Here is a 25,405-nt window from a genome sequence, read left to right as displayed (position 1 = left end):
CCCGTGCGCTCGGCACGACGCCAGGGCGGGAGCCAGCGCGGCCCCGTCCGACGCCGGCGTTTTCGAATCGCGCCGATGTAACCAGCCGCGAGGGGGCTGCATCTAAGCCCACGAAGCCGGTCGAGCGGCCGGCACGAGTCGATCAACGGTGAACGAAGGAGTGGGTGACAGGGGCATGCTAGACGTAGCGACGTTGCCGACGACGATCGACGTCGAGACCGCGTCCCGCCTTCTCGCGGAGAACTCACGGGTGCGGCTGCTCGACGTGCGGACACCAGCCGAGTTCGAGTCGGTCCACATCCCCGGCAGCTACAACGTGCCGTTGGACCGGCTGTCGGAGTACCGCAACGAGTTGCGTTCCGCGTTGGCGGATCCTGTGATCCTCGTGTGTCGGAGCGGGATGCGGGCACGCCAGGCCGAACAACTCCTGAGCGAGGCCGGGCTCTCGCACATCCATATCCTGGATGGGGGTCTCAACGCTTGGGAGCGCGCCGGGAAGCCCGTGACGCGCGGGAAGCGTCAGAAGTGGTCGATCGAGCGACAGGTCCGCGGCGTCGCCGGGACACTGGTCTTCGTCGGAGCCGTCGGCGGGCTCACGCTCTGGTCACCCCTGACGCTCCTGGCGGCCGCCGTCGGCGGCGCGCTGGCGTTCTCGGCCGTCACCGACACCTGCGGCTTGGCGATTCTGCTCAGCAAGCTGCCCTACAACCAGGGCGCGACATGCGACATTCGGGACGTCATCGCACGCCTGGACGCAGAGCAGGCGTCGTGACCGTATCCGGGCGACAACCCGGAGGAGTAAGGAGGACACCATGATTCTGCGACACATCTACAACCCCGAGCTGGCACAGGCGAGCTATCTGGTCGGCTGCGCCGCCACGGGCGACGCGCTGCTCGTCGATCCGGACCGAAACGTCGACCAGTACATCGAGCTGGCCGAGCGGGAGGGACTCCGCATCACCGCCATCACCGAGACGCACATCCACGCCGACTTCGTCTCCGGCGCGCGAGAGTTGGCGCGCCGTACCGGCGCCCGGCTCTACCTCTCGGATGAGGGCCCGGCGGAGTGGAAGTACGCCTACGCGGACGAGCTCGGCGCCATCCTGGTGCGGGACGGCGACTCGTTCATGGTCGGCAACGTCCGCATCGACGTGGTGCACACGCCCGGCCATACTCCCGAGCACATCTCCTTCCTGGTGACGGACACGGCGAACGCGGACAAGCCGATGGGCATCTTCACCGGCGACTTCGTCTTCGTCGGTGACATCGGCCGGCCCGATCTTCTGGAAGAGGCCGCCGGGATCCGCGGCACCAAGGAACCGGGCGCACGGCAGTTGTTCAGATCGCTGCAGCGCTTCAAGGAGCTGCCCGACTACGTGCAGATCTGGCCGGCCCACGGCGCGGGCAGCGCCTGCGGCAAGGCCCTGGGCGCCGTTCCCCAGAGCACGGTCGGCTACGAGCGCCTGTTCAACTGGGCCTTCCAGATCACGGACGAAGACGAGTTCGTCAAGGCAGTGCTGTCAGGGCAGCCTGAGCCGCCGAAGTACTTCGCGGAGATGAAGCGGGTCAACAAGATCGGCCCGGCGCTGGTGAGCGAGCTTCCGCCGATCCGGACGCTGACCGGCCACGAGGTGCCAGCCCTGCTCGACACCGGGGCCGTGGTGGTAGACACACGCCGCGCGGACGACTACGCCCAGGGGTTCATCCCCGGGACTCTCAACATTCCGCTGGACAACGCGTTTACCACCTGGGCCGGTTGGCTGATCGGCTACGATGTCGACATCGTCCTGCTCGTCGACAACGCCTGCCCGGACTGCGCCGGCCGCGCGGTGCGCAGCCTCCGCTCGATCGGACTCGACCGCGTCGCGGGAATCGCCACGGTGCAGGAAGCGCTCGCTGCCTGGACCGCGAGTGGTCGGGCGCTGGAGTCGTACCAGGGATTGACCCCGGCCGATCTCGACGGGATGCTCCAGGGCGGGCGCGCGACCGTGCTGGACATCCGGGGCAAGGTCGAGTGGGAGTCCGGGCACATCCCCGGATCGCGCCACATCCCGCTCGGTTACCTGATGGATCGGCTGGACCAGATCCCACGGGAGACGCCCGTCGTCCTCTACTGCCAGGGCGGAGCCCGATCGGCCATCGGAGTCAGCCTGCTCCGCGCCGCCGGCGCCAAGGATGTGACCCATCTCGACCGTGGGATCAACGCCTGGGCCGCCGAGGGCCGGCCGGTCGAGCGAAGCGCGGGCCTCGTCGGGGCAGCGTAGCTCTCCCACGCGGCACAACCCACCACGCGTCACCACCAGAGGGGGCCAACACGTGGCCCCCTCGTCTGTTTGTGATCACCGTACGGTCATGCTATTGTGCTGCGGGCTGTCGATCCGGACACAGCGTGAGCACAGGGAGGAGAAGGGAATGGCGACCGATCCCAAGGAGACGATTGAGCGCATCCGCGCGCTCGCGGAGGACTTCGCGGGCACGATCGGGGTGGCGGCACGCGACCTGGATACCGGCACCGAGGTCATGTACAACCCGGACGTCGTCGTCCCCACCGCCAGCACCATGAAGACGGTCCTCCTCTACGAGCTGTACCGGCAGGTCGACGCCGGCCAGATCGACCCGGCGATGCGCATCACCCTGGAGGAGCGACATCGCGTGCCCGGTTCGGGCGTGCTCCAGGACCTCGATGCAGGCGTCGCGCCGACGGTGAAAGATGTCGCCACGCTCATGATCACCGTCAGCGACAACACCGCCACCGACATGATCTATGACCTGATCGGTCGTGAGGCCGTGGCCACCACCCTAGAGCGGCTCGGCATGACCAATACGCACCTGCCGCTCGATACGTGGGAAATCCTGGCCGGACTGCACAACCTCGACCCTGCCGACCCCACGCTGACCTACGACCGGCTCAAGCAGGCGTTGGCGTCCAAGCCGGCCCCGTGGGACTGCGCGGCGCTGCGTGAGACGCCGGACAACGATGTCTCCACTCCGCGCGACATGCTCCGCCTCGTGGAAGCGATCTTCCGCGGGGAAGGACTCAGCCCGGCGTCGCGGGAGGCGGTCATCGACATCCTCAAGCGGCAGAAGTACACCACCATCATCCCCGAGCAACTTCCGTTCGGTGTCAAGGCCGCCCACAAGACCGGCACCCTCCGCGGCGTCCGCAACGACGTGGGGTTGGTCTTCGCCGGTGAGCGCACCTATGCCGTCGCGCTCATGAGCAAGGGCAGCCCCAACCTCGTCGCCTCCCAGCGCCTGCTGTCCGACATTTCACGACTGATCTACGAGTGCTTCATCGGCCCCATTCCGGAGGAGGCCATCCAGTAGAACCGGCCGGGTGTGGAGCGGCCGAGGCTTTGGCGTTTGACGAGGTACCGTGGGAAGCAGTCGCCGTCACCGTCGTCCTGTTTCTGTCATCCTGAGCGAAGCGAAGGATCTCATGCGGGAGCGGCCACCCTACCCCGAGATCCCTGGTCTCGGACGGAGCCGGCCGGCGCTTCCGTCCCGGTGGCTCCGCTCAGGGTAACAGGCATGGTGGAAGGGGCTGCCGGCAGGGATACCGGGCCAATTCCTCAACGGTCATGGCCGCGGCCGCTCCACGCTCAGGCTCAATCACCCTCTAGGAGGGTCGGCGGCGATATGGCACACTGACCGGGACGCTCCAGGACCGATCGAACGCATCGGCGGAGACGGCTGAGCTGCTGAAACAAGGGGGATAGGAGTAGGAGTGGAGGACGGGCGGACGAAGCTGTCGGAGTGGCAGCTTGTACCGTTCCATCTGGGCGCGGCGATCGGCCCGATGGGCAGCAACGTCTTCACCGTCCTGTTCACGATTCTGCTTGGCGCCTTTGACATCGACCGCGCCGTCCTCACGCTCGCCGTCCCGGCCTACCTCATCCCCTACGCGATCGTGCAGTTCGCCTCGGGCGCCGTCTCCGACCTGACGTCCCGGAGGTCGAGCCTCTTCATCGGCTTCGGCGGCTACGGCGCAGCGTCGCTGCTGGCGGCGTTGTCCCCGAACTTCCCGATCTTCCTGGTGTCCCAGGTACTCCAGGGCACGACCAACGCCTTCACCACGCCGATCGTGATGGCGACGCTGGGCGACGTGGTGCCTCGCGAGCGGGTCGGCCGGTCGATGGGCTATTTCTCGGCAGTCAACCAGGCGGGCGCGATGGTCGGGCCGCTCGTGGCCGGCGCGCTGGGGGATCTCAACTGGCGCCTTGCCTATCTCGTCATCACCGCCATGAGCTGGTCACTCGCCGTCTGGTATGCCCTCTGGTTCCGGCGCTACGGGGCACTGGTGCCGCCGCGCGTGCGCGGGGAAAGCATCGGCGCCAGCCTCCGGCAGATTGTCGGGTCGCTCGGCGTGCAGGTGCTGCTGCTGGCGAGCATCGCCTTCCTGGCGAACGGTGCGATGCGCGGGGCGAGCTACCTCTACGCGGAGTATCTGTCGGACACCTGGGGAAGCGGTACCGGGCAGGTCGGGATCATCCTGTCGATGTACGGGCTCGCGGGCCTGCTCGGCGGGCCCGGGGCGGGCCGGTTGGTCGACCGCATTGGACCGTACCGGGGACTGACTTCCGGCATGGTCGGGGTTGCCCTCGCCTTCCTCCTGATGGCCGTGGCGCCCTCCCCGCTCGTCCTGGCGATCGCGCATTTCGGCGTCGGGCTGGCCGGCATCATCGCCTGGTCGGCGTTCAACACCCTGGTTGTCCAGGCCGTACCCGAGAGCCGCGGCACGGTCTCCTCGATCACCGGCAGCGCCAAGTTCATCGGCCAGGGATCGGCACCCCTCTGGTACACACCGCTCTATGGCGTGTCCCCAGCATCCATCTTCGTCGGCGCTGCGGCCATGGCCGTCCTCGTCCTTGCCCCGCTCGCCAGGCTCCGGACGCGGGCAGCCGACCAGGAGCACGCCACGGTCCACGAGCCCGCCGCACGCAGCCGATAGCCACGGTATCCGGACCGCGGGCGTCGTGTCCCGCCCCTGAGTGCTCATCCCTCAAGAGCCAAAGGGGATCGAGCGAGGTTCCGTGCGACGCCCGCGCGGGTAGGATCACCCCGTCCCGTCGAGCGCGCGGCGGCGCAGCTCGTAGAGCGTGGTCAGGGCTTCGAGTGGCGTCAGCGACTCCACGTCAAGCGCCTTAAGGTCCTCGACGATCGGGTCCGGCACACCGAAGAGGGTCAACTGCATCGCTTCCACGCGGGGTGTCGCCATCGCCTTGCGGCGGCGCCCGCGTTCGGTGCGCTCGGCACTCCCCTCCAGGTCGGCCAGGATCTCCCCGGCGCGGCGCACCACCGCGCGCGGCATCCCGGCGAGTTGCGCCACGTGGATGCCGTAGCTGCGATCGGCGCCACCGGGGACAACCCGGTGCAGGAAGACGACCTCGTCTCCCTCCTCCAGCACATCGACCCGATAGTTGCGGACCCGCGGCAGGATCTTCTCGAGTTCGGTCAGCTCGTGGTAGTGCGTGGCGAAGAGCGTCTTACAGCCCAGGCGCGGGCTGTTGTGGAGGTGTTCGACGACGGCACGCGCGATCGCAAGGCCGTCGTAGGTGCTGGTCCCGCGCCCGATCTCGTCCAGCACCACCAGCGAGCGCGGCGTGGCGTGGTGCAGGATCGTCGCGGTCTCGACCATCTCCACCATGAAGGTGCTCTGCCCGGTGGCGATGTCGTCCTGGGCGCCAATCCGGGTGAAGATCCGATCGACCAGACCGATCCGCGCCCGCTCGGCGGGGACGAACGAGCCGATCTGGGCCAGGAGCACGATTAGCGCGACCTGTCGCAGGTAGGTGCTCTTCCCGGCCATGTTCGGGCCGGTCAGGATCGTGATCTGGTTGGATTCGGTGTCGAGGTACGTGTCGTTGGGCACGAACTGGCCTGTCTCCAACGTGACCTCGACGACCGGGTGTCGCCCGCCCACGATCTCGAGCACCGTGCTGTCGTCCAGCTCCGGCCGGACATAGCGCCGCCGCACCGCTACCTCTGCGAGCGCCGACAACACATCGAGCTGCGCTACCGCCTGCGCCGCCGCCCGCACGGAGTCAGCCGCCGCCGCCACCTGAGCCAGCACGCGGCGGTACACCTGCTCCTCCAGGTCGGCGATGCGCTCCTCGGCGTTCAGGACCCGGCTCTCGTACTCCTTGAGCTCCGGGGTTATGTAGCGCTCGGCGTTCACCAGCGTTTGCTTGCGCTGGTAGTCGGAGGGCACCGCGCTGATGTTCGCGCGGCTCACCTCAATGTAGTAGCCGAAGACCTTGTTGAAGCCGACCTTGAGCGACTTGATCCCGGTCCGCTCCCGCTCGGCCTGCTCCAGCCCGGCGATCCACTCCCGCGCCTCACGGGAAGAAGCGCGCAGGCCGTCGAGCTCGGGGCTGAACCCGGCGCGGATTGTCGGCCCGCCCCCGAGGACGGCCGGCGGCTCGTCAACCAGCGCCTGTACGATCAGACGAGCCGTCTCCGAGCAGTCGGGCGGGCCGGCCACGAGGCACGGCCGGTCCCCGTCGCCCAGGATCTCGTTGATCTCGGGCAACCGCTGGAGCGAGCGGGCCAGCGACAGCAACTCCCGCGGGCCGGCTGCGCCGGTCACCACCCGATTGATCAGCCGCTCCAGGTCGGAAACGTGTCCCAACGCGTCACGGAGCCGCGCCCGCACCAGCGCCCGATCGACGAAGTAGGCCACCGCGTCCTGGCGGTCCTGGAGCTCGGCGAGGTCCAGCAGCGGCTGGCCGACCCAGCGCCGCAGCATCCGCGCGCCCATCGGGGTCCGGGTCTGGTCGAGCACGGCGATCAGCGAGTGTCGCCGCTCGCCGCGGCTGCTCTCGGACAACTCCAGGTTGCGCCGCGTCTGCCCGTCGAGCGACATGTAGCGCTCGGTGCTGTAGGTGACGAGGTCGACGATCTGCTTGAGGCTGCCGACCTGCGTCTCCGCCAGGTACTGCAGCAGCGCCCCGGCGGCCCGGATGGCGAACGGCTTGCCTGCGCAGCCATAGGCCTCCAGCGTCTCGACCCCGAAGTGGCGCCGCAGCTCCTCATCGGCTACCTCCAGGCGCCACTCGGATCGGTCCCGCCGGGTGATGTAAGCACCTTCAGGAACGACCTCGGCCGGCAGTGGGTCCTCCGCGTCCGGCGGGCTGGCAGGAGCGACGATCTCGGCCGGGTGGAGCCGCAGCAGTTCGCGATGCACCGCGGCGCGGGCCGCGGCTGGGTCCGCCGCGTTGATCTCGGTCGTGGCGAACTCACCGGTGGAGATGTCGGCCACGGCCAGGCCCGCCCGCGCGCCGTCGAGCAGGACCGCCGCGATGTAGTGATTGGTGTCGCTGTCGAGCATCGCCGGGTCGGTCACCGTGCCCGGTGTGACGATCCGCGTGACGCGCCGCTCGACCAGCTCCCGACCCGTCGGCTCCCCGATCTGCTCGCAGATCGCGACCTTGTGACCGGCCCCGACCAGACGGGCGATGTACCCCTGCGCCGCGTGGCACGGAATGCCCGCCATGGGGATACGATTGCCCCGCCCCATCTCGCGGGACGTGAGGGTGATGTCCAGCACGGAGGCGGCCAGTTTCGCGTCGTCGTCGAAGGTCTCGTAGAAGTCGCCCAGCCGGAAAAAGACGATCGTGTCCGGGTACTGGCGTTTGATCGAGAGGTACTGCCGCCGAATCGGCGTGGACATGGCTGACTCGACCTCCCGTATGCCGCGCAGCACGCGGCATCACTCGAGCCTGCTGCCCCGCGTCGACGCCGGGATTCCGCTGGAGACGGTCAAGCCGCGGCGCGGACGAGTGCGTCCTCTAACCCGCGGTCCAACTGGTCGAGCAGGGCCAGGCGCGGCTCAGCATCGCGCCCCACGAGCAGGCGCTTCAGGACGACCTGTCGAAGGAAGAACGGCAGGAGGGTTTGCTCCGCCTCGGTCAAGGGCCAGCGCCGGCAGTAGGAGCGGACGAAGTAGGCCCCCGGCCTGGCGCCCGGCTGCGGGTAGACCCCCTCCTTGCCCCCGAACTGGAACGCGGCGTAGGCCAGATCGTAGACCCGGCTCTCCCAGAAAGCTGCGTCCAGGTCGATGACGGCGGCGATTTCGCTGTCGTTGATGACCAGATTCCCCGGTCGGTAGTCGCCGTGCACCACCGTCGTCCCGGCCGCCAGCGCGGACTCGTAGGCCGCCGCGTCGAACCGGGCGAGGGTCTCTTCCACACGGTATCGCACGGCGTCCATCAGCTCCGCGTCCGCCGCGGTGCGATCGCCGAAGTCGGCCACCATCTGGTCGACGCGATCGACCCAGGCATCCGCCGGGAGGTACAGCGGCGCCAGGCGGTCTGCCTCCGCCGGATCAGGGCGGAAGTGGCGCGCGGCCCCATGCAGGTCGGCCAGCACGCTGGCGGCCTTGCAGATCATCGGCCCCGACCAGTCTTCGTGCAGCGACCCGCTCTCGCCCGGCACCCACTCGGTCAGCGCCACCGTTCCCAGCGGGGTACCCGCGTAGTCCTGCCCACCCACCGTCTTGACCGGCTGCGGGAGCAGCGTGAAGCCCTGGGCCAGGATGTGCTGCCAGAGGTCGAACTGGAAGTCGCGCGGCGGCTTGCCCGCCTGAGGCCGGAAGATGATCAGGTGCTTGTCGCCGTCGGGGGTCGTGAGGCGAAAGTGGAGGTTGAAGCCAGAGTAGACCTCGCTGGCGGCCGAGGCCGTCACCCCGTAGTGCTGCAGCGCCGGTTCAAGCGCGCGCAATGGCGTCTTCACGACGGTCCGCTGTCCCCCAATCCATCGGTCGTGGCGCAATCATACACCACGAGGCCGATCGGGATCTTCGGGTAGAAGTATGTCGATTTCTGCGGCATCCGCTCCCCCGCACCCGCCACGGCGAGCAGCGTGCGCAGTCGAGTCGGCCGGACGAATAGCGCCGCAGCCGCCGTGCCCGCGCGCGTCTCGGACACGGCTTGCTCGACGTTGGGCGTAAAGTCTACCCGCTCCTCCAGCGAGCCGTCGTCGATCCCGAGCACATGCCGCAGCACTACTGCGTCCGCCACGGTCGCGTCCAGATGCCGCGTCAGCCCGGACGACCCTGGCGGTAGCACATGCTCGACCTCGTCCCAATGCCGCACCCGGAGCGTCGCCAGGCGGCGGCCCCCCGGCTCCAGCAAGAGATAGGCCGGCGGGCCGTCGAGGGCATCGAGCCGCTCGATTTGGCCGGCGATGTCGAGTGCCGGATTCTCCGGCGGTAGCGGTTCCTCGCTGACGCTGAAGTGCTGCCGCAGGTGCCCCAGGACCTCATCCCAGGTCGAGCCGTTCAGTGCGCGCACCACCCGGTGGATCGGCAGAACCATGATGCCCGGATCATCCACCGACGCGATGTGGGTCAGAACGTACTCTGCCGCCCCGGCGTCCCCGGTCGCTGCCCGACGCTCGTCCCGGTAGATCAGGGCCGCGGTGTAGCGGTGGTGGCCGTCGGCAATGTAGAGCGGCCGCCCGGCGACGGTCGCCTGCAGCGCCGCGATTACAGTCTCATCAGTCACGATCCAGAGCCGGTGGCAGCCGCCCTCGTCGTCCATATCCGACTCGGCGGGCGGGGCGGCCATCACCTGGTCGAGGATACTCGCAAGCCGGCCCTCGTCCTCGACCAGCGTGTACACCGCGCTCAGGTTGGCGCGGATGCCGCGCAGTAGCGCGAGGCGCACAGCCACGTTGTGGGGCAGGGTTTCCTCATGCGGCAGCACGACCCCGTCGGCCGGGTCGGCGAGGCGCAGCGCGGCGAAGAACCCGCGACGCCGTCGCAGCCTGTCCCCGATCCGGTACTCGTGCTCGTACGCATAGAACGCGGGCCGCTCGTCCCGAATGAGCACGCCCTCCCGCAGCCACTGCCGGAAGCGCTCCCCTGCCGCGGCGAACCGGTCGGCCGTGTCCGGGTCGTGCATCTCGAGACGCACTGAATGGTAGGGATGGCCGGCCGTCAGCGCCTGCGCCCGCTCGTTGGACGGAATGTCCTCCGCCGGTCCGATCACCTCGCGCAGCCCGCCGACCCGCGCCGTGTTGTAGCGTACACCCCGGAACGGCCGGATCTCGGCCAACGTCGCACCCTCCGCCGCGCACCCGCACGTGACAAGAGCGGGGTGGTCCCCCACCCCGTCTTGCTAAGTCTTCCAAAGGGTATAACCCGCGTCGAGCGTGATTCAGTCCCGGCTGGACGCCTACCACCCCGCGGCATAGGCTTCCGCCCGGGCGTCAGCGCCGCCGGTGAGTGTCCCCCGGTCGTGGTCGATCATGATGGCGCAGACGTTGCCCGTGATCCGGGTCCACTCCGGCCACATGGTCACATCGTAGCCACGCCCACGCAGTTCCTCAGCCACCTCGGGTGGGATGCGTGCCTCCAGCATGAGCGCCCCCGGGCGGTAGGTGTGGGGCCAGAACGACTCTGGGTAGTTGAAGGTCCCGAAGCGCGGCTGCTCGATCGCCTCCTGGATGTCCATCCCGAACTCGAGGACGTTGAGCAGCACCTGGATCATCGACTGCGGCTGCATATCGGCGCCGGGCGTGCCGAACGGCATCCACACCCGCCCGTCGCGGAAGGCGATGGCCGGGTTGGGGGTCAGGCGCGGGCGCTTGCCCGGCTGGAGCGACGACGCATGCTCCGGGATCAGCCAGCTCTGCGAGCCGCGACCGGAGCAGAGCAGGCCCAGGCCGGGCACGACCGGCGTGCTCCCGATCCCGTCGCTCGGCGTGGCCGAAAAGGCGTTCCCCTCCTCATCGACGACGCACACGTAGCTCGTGTCCGGCTGCAACGGCACCCGCGCGTCCGCACCCTCCGGCGTCGCTCCTGCGCGGCCGAGCCCCGGCTCCGGCATCGCGCCGAAGGCCCGGGCGGGATCGATCCGCTCGCGCTGCCGCGCCGCGTATTCCTTCGAAAGCAGGATGTCGAGCGGGACATCGACGAATTTCGGATCCCCGTAGTACGCCTCCCGGTCGGAGAAGGCCAGGTCGAGCGCCGAGACCACCGTATGCACGTAGTCGGCCGAGTTGTGACCCATCGCGCGCAGGTCGAACCCCTCCAGGACGTTGAGCGTCTGCGGGATGACCGGCCCCTGGCACCACGGCCCGCAGGCGAAAACGTCCACGCCGCGATAGCTCGTGTGGACCGGGTCCTCGACGTCGACGTGAAACTCGGCCATGTCCTCTTCGGAGACGAAGCCGCCCTCGCGGGTGATGAACTCGGCGATCTCCTTGCCGATATCGCCCCGGTAGAAGAGGTCGCGCGCGGCTTCGATGCCCGCCACGCGCCCTCGTCCCGCCGCCGCACGCTCGGCCGCGATCATGCGCCGGAAAGTCCGCGCCAGGTCGGGCTGCCGCAGCACGTCGCCGACCGCCGGCACCTCGCCGCCGGGCAGGAAGATCGCCGCCGTCGAAGGCCACCGGGAAATGACGTCCGCTTCCTTGGCGATGTTGCGGTGCAGCGAAGGGTAGACCGGGAAACCGCCCTCGCACAGCTCGATGGCCGGCTGCACCACCTCGGCGAAGGAGAGCTTCCCGTAGCGTGCCAGCGCCGTGAGCCAGGCATCCGGCGCACCCGGCACGACCGACCGCCGCACCCCAACCGGGATCTCCCCCTGCTCTTCCTCCAGGAAGACTTCCAGGCTCGCGCTGCGGCCCCAGCAGCCGAGGCCGGTGATGACCTTCAGCTCATCGGTGGCACGGTGGTAGACCATGATCGGCGCCACACCGCCGAAGCTGGTCAGGTCCGGCAGCAGCACATTGAGGCAGATACCGGCCGCCACGCCCGCATCGATCGCGTTCCCGCCCTGCGCAAGTATCCGCAACGCCGCGGTGGTCGCCAGATAGTGCCCCGATGCCGCGACGTAGTGCCGCGCCTGGATCGGCGGCCGATGCGACGTGCGGCGGACCGGCATGGTGGCCATGTTCGGACCTTCCCTTCTCTGCTCTCCACGGCGGTTGCCGTCCCCGAATCAGCGGTCCCGCCCGGAAGGCTGGGCGGGACCGTCGCATGCAGACGAGGCGGAGCGGACGCGCTACGAATGCGCCTTGACCGACTGCAACTGCGCGACGTTCGCGTCCGAGTCGCCCTCGGCCCCGAGCAGCACGAGCATGACCGCTTCCGGGGCTGGATCGGCGTCGGTCACCGCCTCCTCAGCGTCGTGGATGTAGCGGTCGTCGCCCCACCCTTCGGGATCATCGGGCATGTAGGTCTCACAGAGCCAGCTCCGGCTGACGATGGCATTGCTGCCCAGCTTGCGACGCGGCCGCTCCACGCAGCGATCGATCCGGCCGCTGGGATGGAGGGTAAATACCTCGACGACCCGTCGGCCCTCGTGCCGGCCCTTGCTCAGAATCGCGGCGCCGGTCGCCTCATCGATCTCCTCTGCAGGTGTTCCCCGGCCCGTCTTCAAGTAGTACTTCACCAATGAACCTCCGAATGTGGCGCGGCGCCCGAGTGCCGGGGTCACCGCGCGATACCCTGTCAGGTCTCTCGTCACCCGTTAGTGTACTACGGGTGTGGCCTGCTCCCGCGGCTAACTCGCCATCTTCACGTCTCCGCAAGCCGTCTCTTGCCCCTTTCGCATCCGCCTCAGGGCATTGGGAATGCAGGAGGAGTGCTCAGAGTTGTAGAATTGCGCACTTCTCCGGCGTCCAAGTCAGCGCCCTGCGCTGCCGGTCGCACTAGCGGGGGAGAGACGATGGTGGACCAGCGGATCCACGGTATCCACCACGTCACCGCGTTCACGGGCGACCCACCGGGGGGAACGTGTCCGTCGGCACCAGCCAGCCGGCCCACTGCGATCGCCGCTCGCCCGTCGAGGGGTCGAGGTTCGGTACCGGACGGAGAACCGTACCCGAACGAGAGGGCACACTACGTGGATCGAGCAACTACCCAAGACGCCCTATACCAGCAGCCAATCACGCTCGAGATTCGGATTCAGGCCCGGCAAGGCCGGGAGCGGGAGTTCGAGCAATACCTCCGCAGCGTCAACCAGGCGGCAGCGAATTTCCCCGGATTCCTCGGGGCCCGGGTGCTTCGCCCGCCCCGTGGCAGCCGCGAGTACCGGGTGGTCATGCGGTTCGACAGGAAGGTCAACCTTCAACAGTGGCTCGAGTCGGATGAAAAGAAGGAATGGCACGCGCGCGGAGAGGGGCTGGCGGAGAACAGCCCGCGGATCGAGAACATCACCGGCACCGCCCAGGAGCAGCCCCTTGCCCTGGCACTCGCGCCAGTCAGCGAGTTCGTCCGTACCAGCATCTCGGGGATCGGTCTGTTGCTCATCGGTGCACTCCTGGCACTGATGCTGGCTAACTCCCCATGGGCCGAGGCGTATGAGCACTTCTGGGAGACCGAGTTCACGATCGGCACGGCGTCCTTCGGGATCACCGAGTCGCTCCGCCACTGGATCAACGACGCGCTGATGGCCCTCTTCTTCTTCACCGTCGGACTGGAGATCAAGCGCGAGGTGTTGGTGGGCGAACTTCGGCGCCCGCGTCAGGCAGCGCTCCCGATCGCGGCGGCCATCGGCGGAGCCTTGACTCCCGCGCTCATCTATCTCGTGCTCAACGCGGGCGACGGCACGATGTCCGGGTGGGGTATCCCGATCGGAACCGATACCGCGTTCTCACTCGGTATCCTCAGCCTGCTGGCGGCTCGGGTGCCACCGCTGCTCATCGTCTTCGTCACCGCGTTCGCCATCGTGGATGACATCATCGCGGTGCTGGTGATCGCGGTCTTCTACACCGATCAGATCGCCTGGTCCGCGCTCGGGCTCGCAGCCGTTCTGCTCGGTGCGCTCCTCGTCGCGAATCTCGCCGGATTCCACCGTTGGCCGGTCTATGCGTTCCTCGGCCTGGGTGTGTGGCTGGCGGTCTTCCAATCCGGGATCCATGGCACCATCGCGGGCGTGCTGGTCGCCATGACCGTACCGTCCCGCTCCTGGATCAACCCGAAGGCATTCGTGACGCGGGCGCGCGAACTCCTCGACGAGTTCGAGACCGCCTGTGACAGCACCATGCGCATCCTGAGCAACGAACGCCAGCAGCGTGCAACGCAGGCGCTCGAAGAACTCTCAGAGGACGTCGAGACTCCGCTAACCCACCTGCAGCACCGACTCAACCCCTGGGTGGTCTACGCCGTGCTGCCGCTCTTCGCGTTCGCCAACGCCGGGATTCCGCTGGTGGACGGACTGGGAGACGCCATCCGCAGCTCCGTCACCTGGGGAGTGATCGCGGGCCTGGTGGTAGGCAAGCCCCTCGGGATCAGCCTCTTCGCCTGGCTCGCCGTGCGGACCGGCGTCGCCCTTCTGCCGGCGGACATCTCCTGGAGGGATGTCATGAGCGTCGCCGCGTTGGGCGGGATCGGCTTCACGATGTCGCTCTTCATCTCGGAGCTGGCATTCGGCCCCGACATCTCGGCGGACGACGCGCGGATCGGGATCCTGATCGGATCGGTCGTCATCGGTGCGCTCGGCTACCGCTTCCTCCGCTTGACGCTCCCGTCGACCGGTTCCGAGCCGGAGCTATCCGATGGCGATTGAGGATCGGGATGTGACGCCGGTACCGTCACCCGGTACCGGCGCGCTTCCCCAGCACGCTTTCGTACACCGAGGCGTGCCGTGCCGCGATCCGGGACCAGTCGAACGCGGCGGCGGCCGCCCGCGCCTCCTGACGCATCCGTGCCCGCATTGACGCATCGCGGAGCAGCGACGCGACTGCGTGTGTCAGGGCGCCCACGTCTCCGGGTGGGACCAGCCAGACGCTCTCTCCGCCTACCAGCGGGTCGAGCGCGTCACCAGGGGCCGGAACCGTCGTCACTACCGGCGCGCCCGCGCGGACCGCGGCGATGAGCGTGCCGTTGCGCAGGCTGGCGCCCTGGCAGAACGGGAGCACGACGAGGTCGAGCGCGGCCAGCGCCTCTGCCGCCGCCCGCGGCTCCAGGTGGCCGGTCACCGTGGACGGCACACTGCTCCGGGCGAGGCGCTCGCGCAGCGTCCGGTGGTAGTCCGCGTTGGCGGCGTCGGTGTCTCCCAGTCCGCCGCCAACGATCACCAGGCGGACGCGGTGCTCACTCTGCCGCTCGAGGGCGTCGAGCAGGAGGTCCACCCCTTTGTCGCGCGTGAGGAACCCGAAGAAGCCGACGGCACACTCACCCTCCGCGATGCCGAGCCGCGCCCGGACCGCGCCCGCATCGACGTGCCCCGGGTCGGGCAGGTTGCTCCCGATCGGGATGAGCACGGTCCGCTCGGCGACCCGCGGCCAGCAGTACAGGAGATTCCGGTCGAGCGCGTTGGTCGCGATCACGGCGTCGGCGCTGGTCGCCAGCAGGCGGTTCGCCCACTGCCGGACACGCCCCGCTTTCGGGAAGAGGTACGGGACGCGTAGGTCGTGAAAGGTCACCGCGACCGGGACGCGAGGACCGACGCGCCGCAGGAGCATGGGGAGCAGGTTGATCACCGGGTGCATGGCGAAGGCGCCGGTCTGGTACTGGATGTGCACCAGGTCCGCGCCCGTCGCCTCGACGGCGCGGCGCACGACCCTCCGGGCCGTCCAGTCCCAGCGAGTGACCCAGGGGAGGACGCGCGGGTCGTCGTTGTCTCGGGCGGCCGCCGCTGTCAGGATTGACGCCTGCCAGCCGGTGTCTTCCAGCGCCTGAATCAGCCGCGCCGTGTAGTCCCCGACGCCGCCGCGCATCGGCGGGTACTCGCCGGTGACGAAGAGGACGCGGCCGCGCTGGCTCACGACAGGCGCCTCCCGGGACGTAGGCGGCTGCGGAACGCGCGCAGGTAGAGCGCGACCCGTGCGCGCCGCAGTTCCGGCTTGTGGCCCGCCAGCCCCTTCGCCCCTTCGATGACGACCCGCACGAGGTAACTGGCGAGCAGGAAGGCGCGGAGGAATCGGGCGACGCCGCGGCCGTACAGCCGCTCGAACAGCAGGACCTTCGAGGTGTCGAAGTCCACCTGCCGCGCCGGGATGTCCTGGCTGCTGCTGGCCCCCTCGTAGTGCGTCACCGCTGCCGAGGGGACGTACATGATCTTCCACCCCGCCTCACGGATGCGCCGGCACCACTCGACCTCTTCCGAGTACATGAAGAAGCGCTCGTCGAGCAGTCCCGCCATCTCCACTGCCTCCCGCCGGGCGACCAGGCAGGCGCCGACCAGCCAGTCGACCTCCTGCTCCTCGTCGTCCGACCGGTCGGCGACGTAGTACCGCCGCAGCACCCGGTTGTTCTTCCAGTAGTCCTGGATGATGGTGCTTTCCAGCAGGCCGGTCGCCAGCGTCGGGAAGCGACGCCGGGTCGGTTGGGTGGTCCCGTCCGGGCGGTAGACACGCGGGCCGGCCACGCCGACATCCGGGTGTTCCTCCAGGTAACGGGCCAGCGTGCCGAGCGCATCGCCAACCACTGTGGTGTCCGGATTGAGCAGGGCGATGGCACGACCGCGCGCCAGCCGGATCCCCATGTTGCACCCGGCGGCGAAGCCCCGGTTCGCTCCGGCTTCGACGACCCGGACCGACGGGAAACGACGCCGCACCGCCTCGGCGGTACCGTCGCAGGAGGCGTTGTCGACCACGATGATCTCGGTCGTCATGCCACCCGCCGCAAAGGCCGCCTCGAGCGAGGTCAGGCAGTCCAGCAGCAGGTCGCGCACGTTGTAGCTGACGATCACGACGCTCAGGTCGATCTCCGGCAGCGGCAGCGCGATTGGCTCCACGCTGGACGCCTCGGGCGGCGGGGGCGGGCCTACCCAGATCCAGGTGCGCAACTCGTACCACGCCAGGATGGCGGCGAGAACCAAGCCAAGTGGCCCGTCCCGGTAGCCACGCAGGCGAACGACACGGCGGAAGAACTCGCGCGCCGGCTGGCCGATGTAGGTGCGTCGTCGCGGGAACTGCCCGGCCGCCCGCAGCGACTCCGCGCGCATCCGCGCGTAGTGCGCCTGCTTGGCGCGGAACTCCCGTAGGCTGTCGTAGTTCAGGTGCAGCAGCGGTTCCGAGAGCCACCCCGCCGGGCCATCCAGATCCACGATTTCGTGGACCTCGCGCCCGACGCGATAGTGTGCGCGGTCGCGGCGCAGGAGCCGGAGCTGGTAGTCCGGCCACCAACCGCCGCCCCGCATCTCCCGCCCCCGGATCCAGTTCCGACGGGGCAGCCAGTAGCCCGCCACGTCGGGCGACCCCGTGCGCACGGCGTCGATCACCTCCGCCGTCAATGCCGGGCTCAGCCGTTCGTCGGCGTCGAGGAACAGAACCCACGGCCGGTCGACCATACGGAGCGCGGCCTGCCGCTGGCTCGCGTAGCCGTCGAAGGGCCGCACGGCGACGCGGGCGCCGAATCGCCGGGCAATCGCCACCGTCTGGTCGGTGCTCTCCGAGTCGAGGACGAACAGCAGCGCGCCCGCCGTTACCAGGCCCTGCACGCTCGCCAGGCAATCAGGCAGGTGACGCTCCTCGTCGCGCGTCAGCACGACGACGGCCAGCGGCAGGGGCCCGTTACCCTCAGGCATCGGCCGCCTCCGCGACGGCGTAGATGCCCGCGACCTCCCGCAGTGCCGAAGCACGCGGTCCACCCCGCAGCGTCTCGACCACCGCCGCGGCACGCGCAGCCAGCGCAACGGCGCGGACGAAGCGGGGCGAGTGGTAGCGCCGGAAGTAGCGGGCGCGACTGCGGTGGAGCTGAAGGAACATGGCGTCGGGTACCTGACTCGTACTCTGCCCGCCGTGGTGGATCACCCGCGCGGCGGGAGCGGTCACGATCGTCCACCCTGCCCGGGCGATCCGCCGGCACCAATCAATCTCCTCGCTGTAGAGGAAGTATCCCTCATCCATCCCGCCAACCGTATCGACCACCTCCCGACGGACCAGCATACAGGCCCCCAGCGGGTGGTCGATGGCAACCGGGCTGAGCCCATCTCCCGGGGAGATCCGACCGTTCAGGCGCGAGCCGACGAGGCGCGGGTGGATCGGGAAGAAGTCAAGCAGGACCTGCGTCAGCCCCGGGAAACGATACCCCGCCGACTGCACTGTGCCGTCCGGGTTCAACAGGAGCGCGCCGGCCATCCCGACGTGCGGCGCCGCATGCAGAGCCCGCCACAGAGCATCCAGCGCACCGGGGAGCAACTCGGCATCGGGGTTCAGCAGCAACACGGCCGCGCCACGGGCCCGCGCCAGGGCCAGGTTGTTGGCCGCCGCGAAGCCCCGGTTCTCTTCCAGCGCCACCAGCGACGCGGCCGGGAAGCGCTCCCGCACCATCTTCGCCGTCCCGTCGGTCGAGGCGTTGTCGACCACCACGATTTCGCCGCGGAGCCCGGTCGCCTCCAACTCGCGCTCGACCGACGCCAGGCAGCGCGCCAGCAGGTCGCGCGTGTTCCAGGAGACGACGATCGTGGTGATGTCGATGTCGCCCCCGGTCTCGCTCATCAGCCGTTCCTTCGCGCTTGATATCGGCCTGTTACCACGGTGCGGCCCTCCACGCAATGTCGTGCGCAGCCGGCCCCAGCCACGGGGCTGGTTCGGCGACCACGGCCCGTGCTAGACTCCGCTGGGAGGGAATCGGTCGGCATTCCCCATGATTTTCGCGGACGACGCGGGAAGGCGGGAGTTCGTCGATGCGGCTGGTCGTCCACCGCGGGTTCATGCGACAGCGCCGCCGCACGGCGCGACTGATGGTGCTGACGGGCCTGCTCGGGCTCTTCGCCTCGTTCCCGCTTACCTTGCAGACGCAACTCATCGTGCTGGCCTACGCGGTCCTGATCGTGGGCTTTATCCTGTTCAACACCGGCATGCAACAACTCGCCAAGTGGGGCCGCAGCCCACGACCGGATGAGATCCTCGACCAGCACCTGCGCCGGCTCAACGACCGCTACACACTGATCCACTACCCGCAGATCCCGGGCTTCGCCCCGGAGCACGTCCTGGTCTACCCGGGCGGTCTGGTCGTCCTGACCACGCGCCTGGTCTTCGGCGGCGTACGCGTCGAGAACAACCGCTGGCGCCGGCTCGGTCGCCGCTGGCTGGCACTATTCAACCTGGCAGGGCCGCCGCTCGGCAACCCTACCCTCGAGAACCAGCGCCAGCAGGAAGCCCTCAAGCAATTCCTGGAGTCTCGGCAGTTGCCCGGCGCCGACCTGATCGACGGCATGATCGTCTTCGTCCACCCGCAGGTCCAGTTGGAGGTCATCTCGTCCGACCTGACCGTGGTCCGTGGGGATGAACTCCTGGCAGCAGTGCGCGACCTGGGGACCGAAGCCCTCCTGCACAACAAGCAGCGCGAGGAGATCATCGCCGCCCTCTCGGAGGGCGAAGAGGTCGAGGGGCCGATCTCGATCCCGAGCCGCGACCCCAACGCCCGGCGCGCAGAGGTCTAGGCGGAACCCGAAGCGACGCGGGACAGACGATGGAGATTGCCGCCACCCCCTGGCCGATCGTCGGCCATACCGTCGCCGTTGAGATGCTCGCCCGTGCAGCTCGCACGGGCCAGGTGGCGCACGCCTATCTCTTCTCCGGTCCCGAGGGGATCGGCCGCTTCACGCTGGCGCGCATCTTCGCCCAGGCGCTCCTCTGTGAGGCGCCAGCAGACGAACGCCCCTGCGGCCGCTGCTCTGCCTGCCAGCGGGTGGAGCGGGGAGTCCACCCGGACGTGTCAGTCATCAGCCGCGAGACCCAGGCGGCCACCGAGGAGCGCGGCGACGGGAAGCACACCCGCATCTCCATCGAGACCGTCCGCAACCTTCGCGCATCGATCTCCCTGCGGCCGATGGAGGGCCGCTGGCGCGTCGCCATCATCGCCGAAAGCGACCTCCTCTCCCGCGACGCCTTTGACGCGCTGCTCAAGACGCTGGAGGAGCCGCCGCCCTTCGTCGTCCTCATCCTCATCGCCACCGAGGCGGAGGCCCTCCCGGAGACGATCCGCTCACGCTGCCAGCCCGTGCCGCTCGAGCCGCTAAGCCGCAGTGCCGTTGCCGCCGAGTTGACCCGGCGCGGCATCCCGCCGGAGGACGCTGCGACGATTGCGAGCCTGTCCCGCGGGCGCATCGGCCACGCGCTGGCGCTCGCGGCGGACCCCGAGGCGCTCAACGCGCGGCGTCAGGCGGTCGACGCCGGGCTGGAGATGATCGAGAGCCCGCTCGCGGCCATCGCCGGGGCCCGGCGCCTGGCCGATACCTACCGTCGCGGCCAGCGCGACGTGGTCGAGCGGCAGATCGACCTCCTGCTCGGGCTGTGGCGCGACCTGCTCCTGCTCGCGGGTGGCTGTGACGACGCCATCGTCAACGCCGACCGGCGTGATCGCCTGGCCCGGCTCGCGCGGCAGTGGACGCTGGCCGAGATCCACCGCGGGGTCGTCGCCACCCTCCAGGCGCTCGGCGACCTCGCCATCAACGCGCAGCCACGATTGGTACTCGACCACATGGTGACCCAATGGCCTCAGCCGCGATGAATCCCAACCAATCAGCGAGAACAACCATCCCGGTCCTCGGCGCCCGCACACCAGGACTCGGCCGCCTGCGCTTCTGTGAGGCCCGCGTGCCGGACCCGGTCCTCGGCGAATGGATTGCCATCCCCGGCCCGGCCGGGGAGGAGCCCGCTCAGGTGGTCGTGACGCCGCAGCAGGTGGCCATGGAGCGCCTGCCCCGCCCACTCCCCGCCGTCACCCGCCGCCTCTCGGCGGAGGAGATCGCGCGGGTGGCCGAGCTGACCGAGCAGGCACGCGCGGCACTCGACCGCGCCCTCGACGTCGTGCGCGAGGCCGGGCTGCCCGCCTTCCTGACCGGCCTGCGCTTCACCCTGGACGGCGCCACCGCGCTGGTGTCGTACCGCGGTGACGAGGAACAGATGGCCGTGCTCGCGAGCACCCTGGCCGGCGCACTGGGCCTGCCGGTGCACCCGGAACGGGAGGGGCCACTCGAGCCAGCCGCCGAACACCTCTTCGGCGGCGTCGGCCGGCTCCGCATCCAAGAGGACGACCTCGACGTCATCGTCGCCGCGCGCTTCGATACACTCGGCTCCGAGACCTTCGCACCCGAGGGACTTCCCCGCATCGGCCGCCGGGTCCAGACGCCCGACGGCCCCGGCATCCTCCTGTCCGTCTCGACGCGGCACTGGCATGCGACCGTCCGCCTCGACACCGGCACCGAGGTGACGGTGCCCATCGCCGACCTCACCCCTGTCGGCGGCTAGCATCACTGCCGCTCGAACGGCACGACCCACAGCGCGGGCTCCCACCCGGTTACGATCAGGCGATCGCCGGCTGGAGAGAGACTGCCCGATGCATGCCAACCGGGCTGACTGAGGTCGTAGACCACGCCCGAGTCGGCGTCGACCACCACCAGGCGCCGGCCATTGGCCGGGTAGGTCTGAAGGAACAGCAGCTCGCTGTCCGGCGTCCACTGGGGATCGACGACCCACCCGTCAGGCCCGAGCGGGATTCGCTGCACCAAGGAGCCGTCGCGGTCGAAGAGCAGCAGCAACGGGCGCGCATTTTGGTCGGACTGAACCAGGGCCACGCGCTGGCCGTCGGGGCTCCAGGCGATCCGCAACTTCAGGTTGAGAACATGTGCCCGTCCACGCGACGGGGGGCGCCATGTTCCATCCGGGTCACGCACAATACCCGGCTCCGGATACGGCAATTCCACGCGCTGGGACCAACCAGTGGAGCGATCGAACAAGCAGAGGTCACTCCCGCAGGTGTACGCCAGGCGGTTCCCGCTCGGATCGGGAGCGAGGACACCCGAAGACCAACCGGCAGGGAGATCGATCAGCCGGCGAGCCGTCACATCGCCGGTCGCACCGACCGGGATGTGCCAGAGCGCGCCGGAGCGCACGATGAGCACGCCGTCGGGCACGGGAGCGTACCCGTGCACCTCGCCGCCCACCTCGCGCCAGACGACGGTTCCCGCGCGGTCCACCATCGTGAGCACCGGATCGGGCCCTCCGTCATATCTCGCGTAGACGATCCCCGAGCCGTCCGCCGTCCACTCGGGAAGCGTCACAGCCCCACCCGGCAACGTGAGCGGCTCTCCACCGTCCACAGGCAGGAGGACGAGTCGTATCTCGTGGGGTATGCCTTGCGACACGATCACAGCATCCCCCTGCGGTGACCAGATCAAGCGGTCGACACCGCCGGGCGGCGACGAATCGAAGCCCGCGACCCCGGTGAACACCGGGTCCGCGTGATCGAGGCGACGCGGGGTGCCCAGCCGGACTGGTGCGTCGGGTGAATCGAGGAGCAAGCCGGGCAACTCTTCATGCGGCGTGTTGTAGCGATCGAGGCCGGTATACTGCCAGCCGGGCCGGAGGCGGTATGGATGCGACAGCCACACCCGAACGTCACGGCTGCGGCCGTCCTCATAGATGAAGCGGATCAGAGCCGCGTCGTACTCACCGCGCCCGCCCCGCTCAATGTCCAGCACCCGCGCCTCGGCGAGCGGGCTCACCGGGTCGAACGGATCAAGTCCGGTCTTCCCGATCAGCCCCTTGAGCCGTTGCTCAAGGAAGACCTTGTCGACCGTGTCGTGCAGGATGTCCGCTGCACCGACCGGACCGGCCCCGATCAGCAGGACGACCACCACTGCCAGCAGTACCCATTTGCGTCGCAGCGTCGCTCTCCCCTCATACGCGTTCATCATTGACTATCTGATAGGAGAACGTCGCATCTGGGGATAGGTTGCGAATCGTGTGCAGGGTGAGGTTTTGAATCGTGCGCGATCCGATTCACCCATGACGAAACCGGCCGGGCTTCGCGCCCGGCCGGTTCAGCAACGTCGTCAGTGAGTTGCGCCCTCCTGGGGCGGGGCGGGGAGGCGCACCTGGAGGAGCGCCTGATCGGTAAGGACGTAGGCGACACCCAGCACGTCGTCGACGGCGATGTCGCGAATGTTGGCCAGCTCCGGCACGCCTGACCCGGCCATGAACTGCTGCACGACCGCGCCGTCCCGCGTCAGCCGCAGCAGGCGATTCTCGCCGTCCGCCACGTACATGTACGGCCGCCCTGCCTGTGCCGACAACGCCACGGCGTCGCGAATCGCCGGGGTGACCGACGGCGTGTAGGTGTGGTCCAGCGCGCTCATGTAGAAGTCGAGGATGCGACCGTCGGCCAGCAGCACGTAGATGCGACCATCGATCTCCATATCGACCGCAGACATCAGGTCATTGGCCGCCAGTCCGGCGGTCCAGTCCTCCGGCTGCTGCCCGAACGCGCCGGCGGCGAACTTGAGGATCTGCCCGGAGCCGGGCGAGAGCAGGTAGAGATTGCCGGCGTAGCCGTTCGACTGAACGATGCCACTGTAGGGCGTTCCGAACGTCCCCAGGGGCTGGCGTTGCCAGGTCGCGGTCGTCGGGTCGAACAGGAACGCGGCCGTGCCGGAGAAAGCCACGGGGCTACCGTCACCCCATGCCGCGCCGAGGAGCGTGCCGACCGGCTCGCCGCCCACGACGTCCTCCGGCGCGAGCAGGCGGATCAGCGTTTCCCCGTCGCTGTCGAGCCGGTAGAGCGCGTCGGTGAACACATAGAGTTGCCCGTTGCCGAAGAAGATGCGCGGCGAGACGCCCTCCGGTGCAGCCGGGACACCACCCAGCAACTGGATGTTGGTCAGGCGCTGGATGCCCAGCGCTTGATCCCGCGCGGTGGCGATCGCCGCCAGCTCCTGCTCTGCGCGGGCCTGGTCCAGCCCGGACTCCAGGGCAAGCTGGATCCGCGACTCAGCCGCCTCGAGGTGCGCGTGGGCCGCGATCGGCACGGTCAGTTGCGCCGCCTGCTGACGGAACTCCACCGCTTCCTGGAAGAGTTGTTCGATCTTCGCTTCACGCGCCCGCGCGCGACTCGATTGAACGGAGAAGACCAGCGCACCGGCCAGACACAGAACCAGGATCAGGGTGACCGCACCGGTCAGGCGGCCGGCGGGCACGCGCGGGAGCCGGCTGCGTACCCCCGCCAGGTCGGGCATGCGGGGGCGGTCGGCGTAGCGGTCGAGACGGGGCAGGCCGAGCGTCCCGTCGTCCCGCGGCGGCCCCACGGGCCGGTCACGGCTGACGGTGAGCTGCCAGACACCTACGACGGCGGCAGAGAGCGCCAGCACAGCAGCAGCGAGTAGCTCGCTCAGCGTTCGTCTCCCTTCCCCGTCGTCCGCGTCGGACTCAGCCTCGGCGAGCGGTTCGTCCCCATCCCACTCGGGCGCGGCGGCATCCCTGTCCACCCCATACCGCGCGCCCGGAACCCAGAAGGCGCCGTCACTCCCCGAAAAGCCTACCACGGGCGCGTCGTCCTGGTCGTCCTCCAGCGGCCCGTTCCACCCTACCTGATCCGCCCCAGCGGCGAATTCGTCAGGTGCGGCGTAGCCGGGTTCGATGTCCGGCGCGTCTACTGGGGTTACCCCAGTGTGCACCCCCTGCGGGCTCAGGTCAAGCGCCTCGTGAGACTGTTTCGCCCTGGATTGAAATCGGCGCGCCGTCTCCTCCGGCAGGAGGTGGCTGAACACCTCGGCTGCGCGCCGCAGGAAGCTGATCTGCGAGTGCTGCCCCCCTCCGGCGCCCGCCGCAGTGACCGCGATCGCCGCGCCGTAGGCATCACTCACGCCGAAGGTTTCGATCAACCCCACGAGGTGCTCCGCGACGGCCGCGGCATCCCCCTCGACGAAGACGTCCTGGGGCGCCAGGTCGATGGCCCGCGCCAGGCCGGTCGACACCAGGGTGATCATGTCGCCACGCTCAATGCGTGTGTGGTACAGCTCCGGCTCGATCTCCGGGAACTGGCCGAGGGGCTGTGCCGTCTCATCCAGCCGATGGCGCCCCCGCCACGTCTCGAGGGAGGGAAAGGCGTAGAGCACGCCTTCCTGGCCGATCAGGACTTGACTCGGCGGCACCTGGGCCAGGTAGAGGTCATCGTCCCGCGCCACCAACAGCGTCAGACCGAAGCGCAGCCTGTGCGTCAGCGGCCGGTCGACATTCGCGGCACACAGCCACCCGTTGGCGGCCTCGACCGCCGCGAGGAGCGCAGCCGTCGGAGACTGCCCGCCCCGCCGCGCCATCTCCTCATGGATCAGGTCCAGCACCTCGCGGGCGGCTGACTCCACTCCCGGGACATCGTCGACCGGCTCCAGGATCGCGAACACATGCCGGGAGCCGCGGCAGCCGAGGTCGTCCGCGGGGTCCAGCGAGAGGAAGGGCGAGTCATCCAGGAGCCGTCCCGCGTCGATCGCCACCACGGCCATGGGTGCTTCCCGTGTTTGCAGACGAGGCATGTTCGGCCTTCCCAACACCTGGTCGATTTCCGCCGCAGTTCCACTGCGGCCGCGCACGGCACGCACAATCCCCCAGCGGCGGCCCCTCTCGGTTCCGCCGAGCCATCAATCTCTGCTACCGTGTGGGGATCAGCCTCTGTGACCGGCTGACAAGGGCCAGTCTAACACACGGGTGTACGTACGTCTAGAGTACG

18 protein-coding genes are annotated in these 25,405 nt (G+C 69.1%); 8 read left to right on the top strand and 10 right to left on the bottom strand.

Annotation, left to right across the window (positions count from 1 at the left end):
- Positions 1-175: 175 nt before the first annotated feature.
- The 4 genes from STHE_RS03340 (at position 176) to STHE_RS03320 (ending at position 4,951) form a co-directional block, all read left to right on the top strand.
- A complete protein-coding gene (locus tag STHE_RS03340) occupies positions 176-772 on the top strand; it encodes a rhodanese-like domain-containing protein (protein ID WP_012871157.1) in 597 nt (198 codons plus the stop codon).
- Between the two features lie 40 nt (positions 773-812).
- Positions 813-2,264 (top strand): MBL fold metallo-hydrolase, encoded by a 1,452-nt coding sequence (locus STHE_RS03335; RefSeq protein ID WP_012871156.1) that lies wholly within the window; start codon positions 813-815, stop codon positions 2,262-2,264.
- Positions 2,265-2,412: 148 nt separating this feature from the next.
- Positions 2,413-3,327 carry a serine hydrolase gene (locus STHE_RS03330; RefSeq protein WP_012871155.1) on the top strand — a complete coding sequence of 305 codons (915 nt, stop codon included), beginning with the start codon at positions 2,413-2,415 and terminating at the stop codon, positions 3,325-3,327.
- Between the two features lie 400 nt (positions 3,328-3,727).
- The gene (locus tag STHE_RS03320) at positions 3,728-4,951 is read left to right on the top strand and encodes an MFS transporter (protein ID WP_012871154.1); all 1,224 of its coding nucleotides are present in this window, start codon (positions 3,728-3,730) and stop codon (positions 4,949-4,951) included.
- A gap of 105 nt (positions 4,952-5,056) precedes the next feature.
- On the opposite strand, the gene mutS is transcribed toward STHE_RS03320, so the two are convergent.
- From mutS to STHE_RS03295, 5 genes are all read right to left on the bottom strand, one after another.
- On the bottom strand, positions 5,057-7,672 hold the full coding sequence (gene mutS, locus STHE_RS03315) for a DNA mismatch repair protein MutS (protein WP_012871153.1): 2,616 nt from the start codon (positions 7,670-7,672) through the stop codon (positions 5,057-5,059).
- A gap of 89 nt (positions 7,673-7,761) precedes the next feature.
- A complete protein-coding gene (locus STHE_RS03310) occupies positions 7,762-8,733 on the bottom strand; it encodes a phosphotransferase enzyme family protein (protein WP_012871152.1) in 972 nt (323 codons plus the stop codon).
- A complete protein-coding gene (locus STHE_RS03305; RefSeq protein ID WP_012871151.1) occupies positions 8,730-10,058 on the bottom strand; it encodes a DUF1015 domain-containing protein in 1,329 nt (442 codons plus the stop codon). The genes STHE_RS03310 and STHE_RS03305 overlap by 4 nt, the downstream gene beginning before the upstream one ends.
- Positions 10,059-10,178: 120 nt before the next feature.
- A complete protein-coding gene (locus STHE_RS03300; RefSeq protein ID WP_012871150.1) occupies positions 10,179-11,900 on the bottom strand; it encodes a gamma-glutamyltransferase family protein in 1,722 nt (573 codons plus the stop codon).
- Between the two features lie 111 nt (positions 11,901-12,011).
- A complete protein-coding gene (locus STHE_RS03295) occupies positions 12,012-12,401 on the bottom strand; it encodes a hypothetical protein (protein ID WP_012871149.1) in 390 nt (129 codons plus the stop codon).
- Between the two features lie 453 nt (positions 12,402-12,854).
- On the opposite strand from STHE_RS03295, the gene nhaA reads away from it, so the two are divergent.
- Positions 12,855-14,519, top strand: a complete 1,665-nt coding sequence (gene nhaA, locus STHE_RS03290; RefSeq protein ID WP_245534877.1) for a Na+/H+ antiporter NhaA — start codon at positions 12,855-12,857, stop codon at positions 14,517-14,519.
- 25 nt (positions 14,520-14,544) lie between these two features.
- Here the strand turns inward: nhaA and STHE_RS03285 are convergent, their stop codons facing one another.
- The 3 genes from STHE_RS03285 to STHE_RS03270 are packed head-to-tail and all read right to left on the bottom strand — an operon-like array spanning position 14,545 to position 18,396.
- Positions 14,545-15,720: a glycosyltransferase gene (locus STHE_RS03285; RefSeq protein ID WP_012871147.1), complete on the bottom strand. Its 1,176-nt coding sequence runs from the start codon at positions 15,718-15,720 to the stop codon at positions 14,545-14,547.
- Entirely contained in the window at positions 15,717-17,483 is a 1,767-nt protein-coding gene (locus STHE_RS17755; protein ID WP_012871146.1) for a glycosyltransferase, read from the bottom strand. The genes STHE_RS03285 and STHE_RS17755 overlap by 4 nt, the downstream gene beginning before the upstream one ends.
- Positions 17,476-18,396 carry a glycosyltransferase family 2 protein gene (locus STHE_RS03270; RefSeq protein ID WP_012871145.1) on the bottom strand — a complete coding sequence of 307 codons (921 nt, stop codon included), beginning with the start codon at positions 18,394-18,396 and terminating at the stop codon, positions 17,476-17,478. Before STHE_RS03270 ends, STHE_RS17755 begins: the two co-directional genes overlap by 8 nt.
- 188 nt (positions 18,397-18,584) lie before the next feature.
- Here STHE_RS03270 and STHE_RS03265 point away from each other — a divergent pair, with 188 nt between their 5' ends.
- From STHE_RS03265 to STHE_RS03255, 3 genes are all read left to right on the top strand, one after another.
- Positions 18,585-19,343, top strand: coding sequence for an NERD domain-containing protein (locus STHE_RS03265; RefSeq protein WP_012871144.1), 759 nt, complete (start codon positions 18,585-18,587; stop codon positions 19,341-19,343).
- 29 nt (positions 19,344-19,372) lie between these two features.
- Positions 19,373-20,413 carry a DNA polymerase III subunit delta' gene (gene holB, locus STHE_RS03260; protein WP_012871143.1) on the top strand — a complete coding sequence of 347 codons (1,041 nt, stop codon included), beginning with the start codon at positions 19,373-19,375 and terminating at the stop codon, positions 20,411-20,413.
- Positions 20,414-20,499: 86 nt separating this feature from the next.
- On the top strand, positions 20,500-21,153 hold the full coding sequence (locus tag STHE_RS03255) for a hypothetical protein (RefSeq protein ID WP_148219885.1): 654 nt from the start codon (positions 20,500-20,502) through the stop codon (positions 21,151-21,153).
- Positions 21,154-21,155: 2 nt separating this feature from the next.
- Here the strand turns inward: STHE_RS03255 and STHE_RS03250 are convergent, their stop codons facing one another.
- Together STHE_RS03250 and STHE_RS03245 are read right to left on the bottom strand one after the other, a co-directional pair.
- Positions 21,156-22,601, bottom strand: a complete 1,446-nt coding sequence (locus STHE_RS03250; RefSeq protein WP_012871141.1) for a TolB-like translocation protein — start codon at positions 22,599-22,601, stop codon at positions 21,156-21,158.
- A gap of 138 nt (positions 22,602-22,739) precedes the next feature.
- A complete protein-coding gene (locus STHE_RS03245; RefSeq protein ID WP_012871140.1) occupies positions 22,740-25,181 on the bottom strand; it encodes a hypothetical protein in 2,442 nt (813 codons plus the stop codon).
- Positions 25,182-25,405: the final 224 nt, after the last annotated feature.

The sequence above is a fragment of the Sphaerobacter thermophilus DSM 20745 genome, assembly GCF_000024985.1.
Classification (GTDB): domain Bacteria; phylum Chloroflexota; class Chloroflexia; order Thermomicrobiales; family Thermomicrobiaceae; genus Sphaerobacter; species Sphaerobacter thermophilus.
Note: the sequence above shows the minus strand (reverse complement) of the source record. Positions and strands in the feature narration are given on the sequence as shown.

Bases quoted from the DNA above. Each gene is read 5' to 3' on its own strand.
- STHE_RS03340 (WP_012871157.1), top strand. From the start codon at position 176: ATGCTAGACGTAGCGACGTTGCCGACGACGATCGACGTCGAGACCGCG.
- STHE_RS03335 (WP_012871156.1), top strand. From the start codon at position 813: ATGATTCTGCGACACATCTACAACCCCGAGCTGGCACAGGCGAGCTAT.
- STHE_RS03330 (WP_012871155.1), top strand. From the start codon at position 2,413: ATGGCGACCGATCCCAAGGAGACGATTGAGCGCATCCGCGCGCTCGCG.
- mutS (WP_012871153.1), bottom strand. From the start codon at position 7,672: ATGTCCACGCCGATTCGGCGGCAGTACCTCTCGATCAAACGCCAGTAC.
- STHE_RS03300 (WP_012871150.1), bottom strand. From the start codon at position 11,900: ATGGCCACCATGCCGGTCCGCCGCACGTCGCATCGGCCGCCGATCCAG.
- STHE_RS17755 (WP_012871146.1), bottom strand. From the start codon at position 17,483: ATGCCTGAGGGTAACGGGCCCCTGCCGCTGGCCGTCGTCGTGCTGACG.
- STHE_RS03270 (WP_012871145.1), bottom strand. From the start codon at position 18,396: ATGAGCGAGACCGGGGGCGACATCGACATCACCACGATCGTCGTCTCC.
- STHE_RS03265 (WP_012871144.1), top strand. From the start codon at position 18,585: ATGCGGCTGGTCGTCCACCGCGGGTTCATGCGACAGCGCCGCCGCACG.
- holB (WP_012871143.1), top strand. From the start codon at position 19,373: ATGGAGATTGCCGCCACCCCCTGGCCGATCGTCGGCCATACCGTCGCC.
- STHE_RS03250 (WP_012871141.1), bottom strand. From the start codon at position 22,601: ATGATGAACGCGTATGAGGGGAGAGCGACGCTGCGACGCAAATGGGTA.
- STHE_RS03245 (WP_012871140.1), bottom strand. From the start codon at position 25,181: ATGGCCGTGGTGGCGATCGACGCGGGACGGCTCCTGGATGACTCGCCC.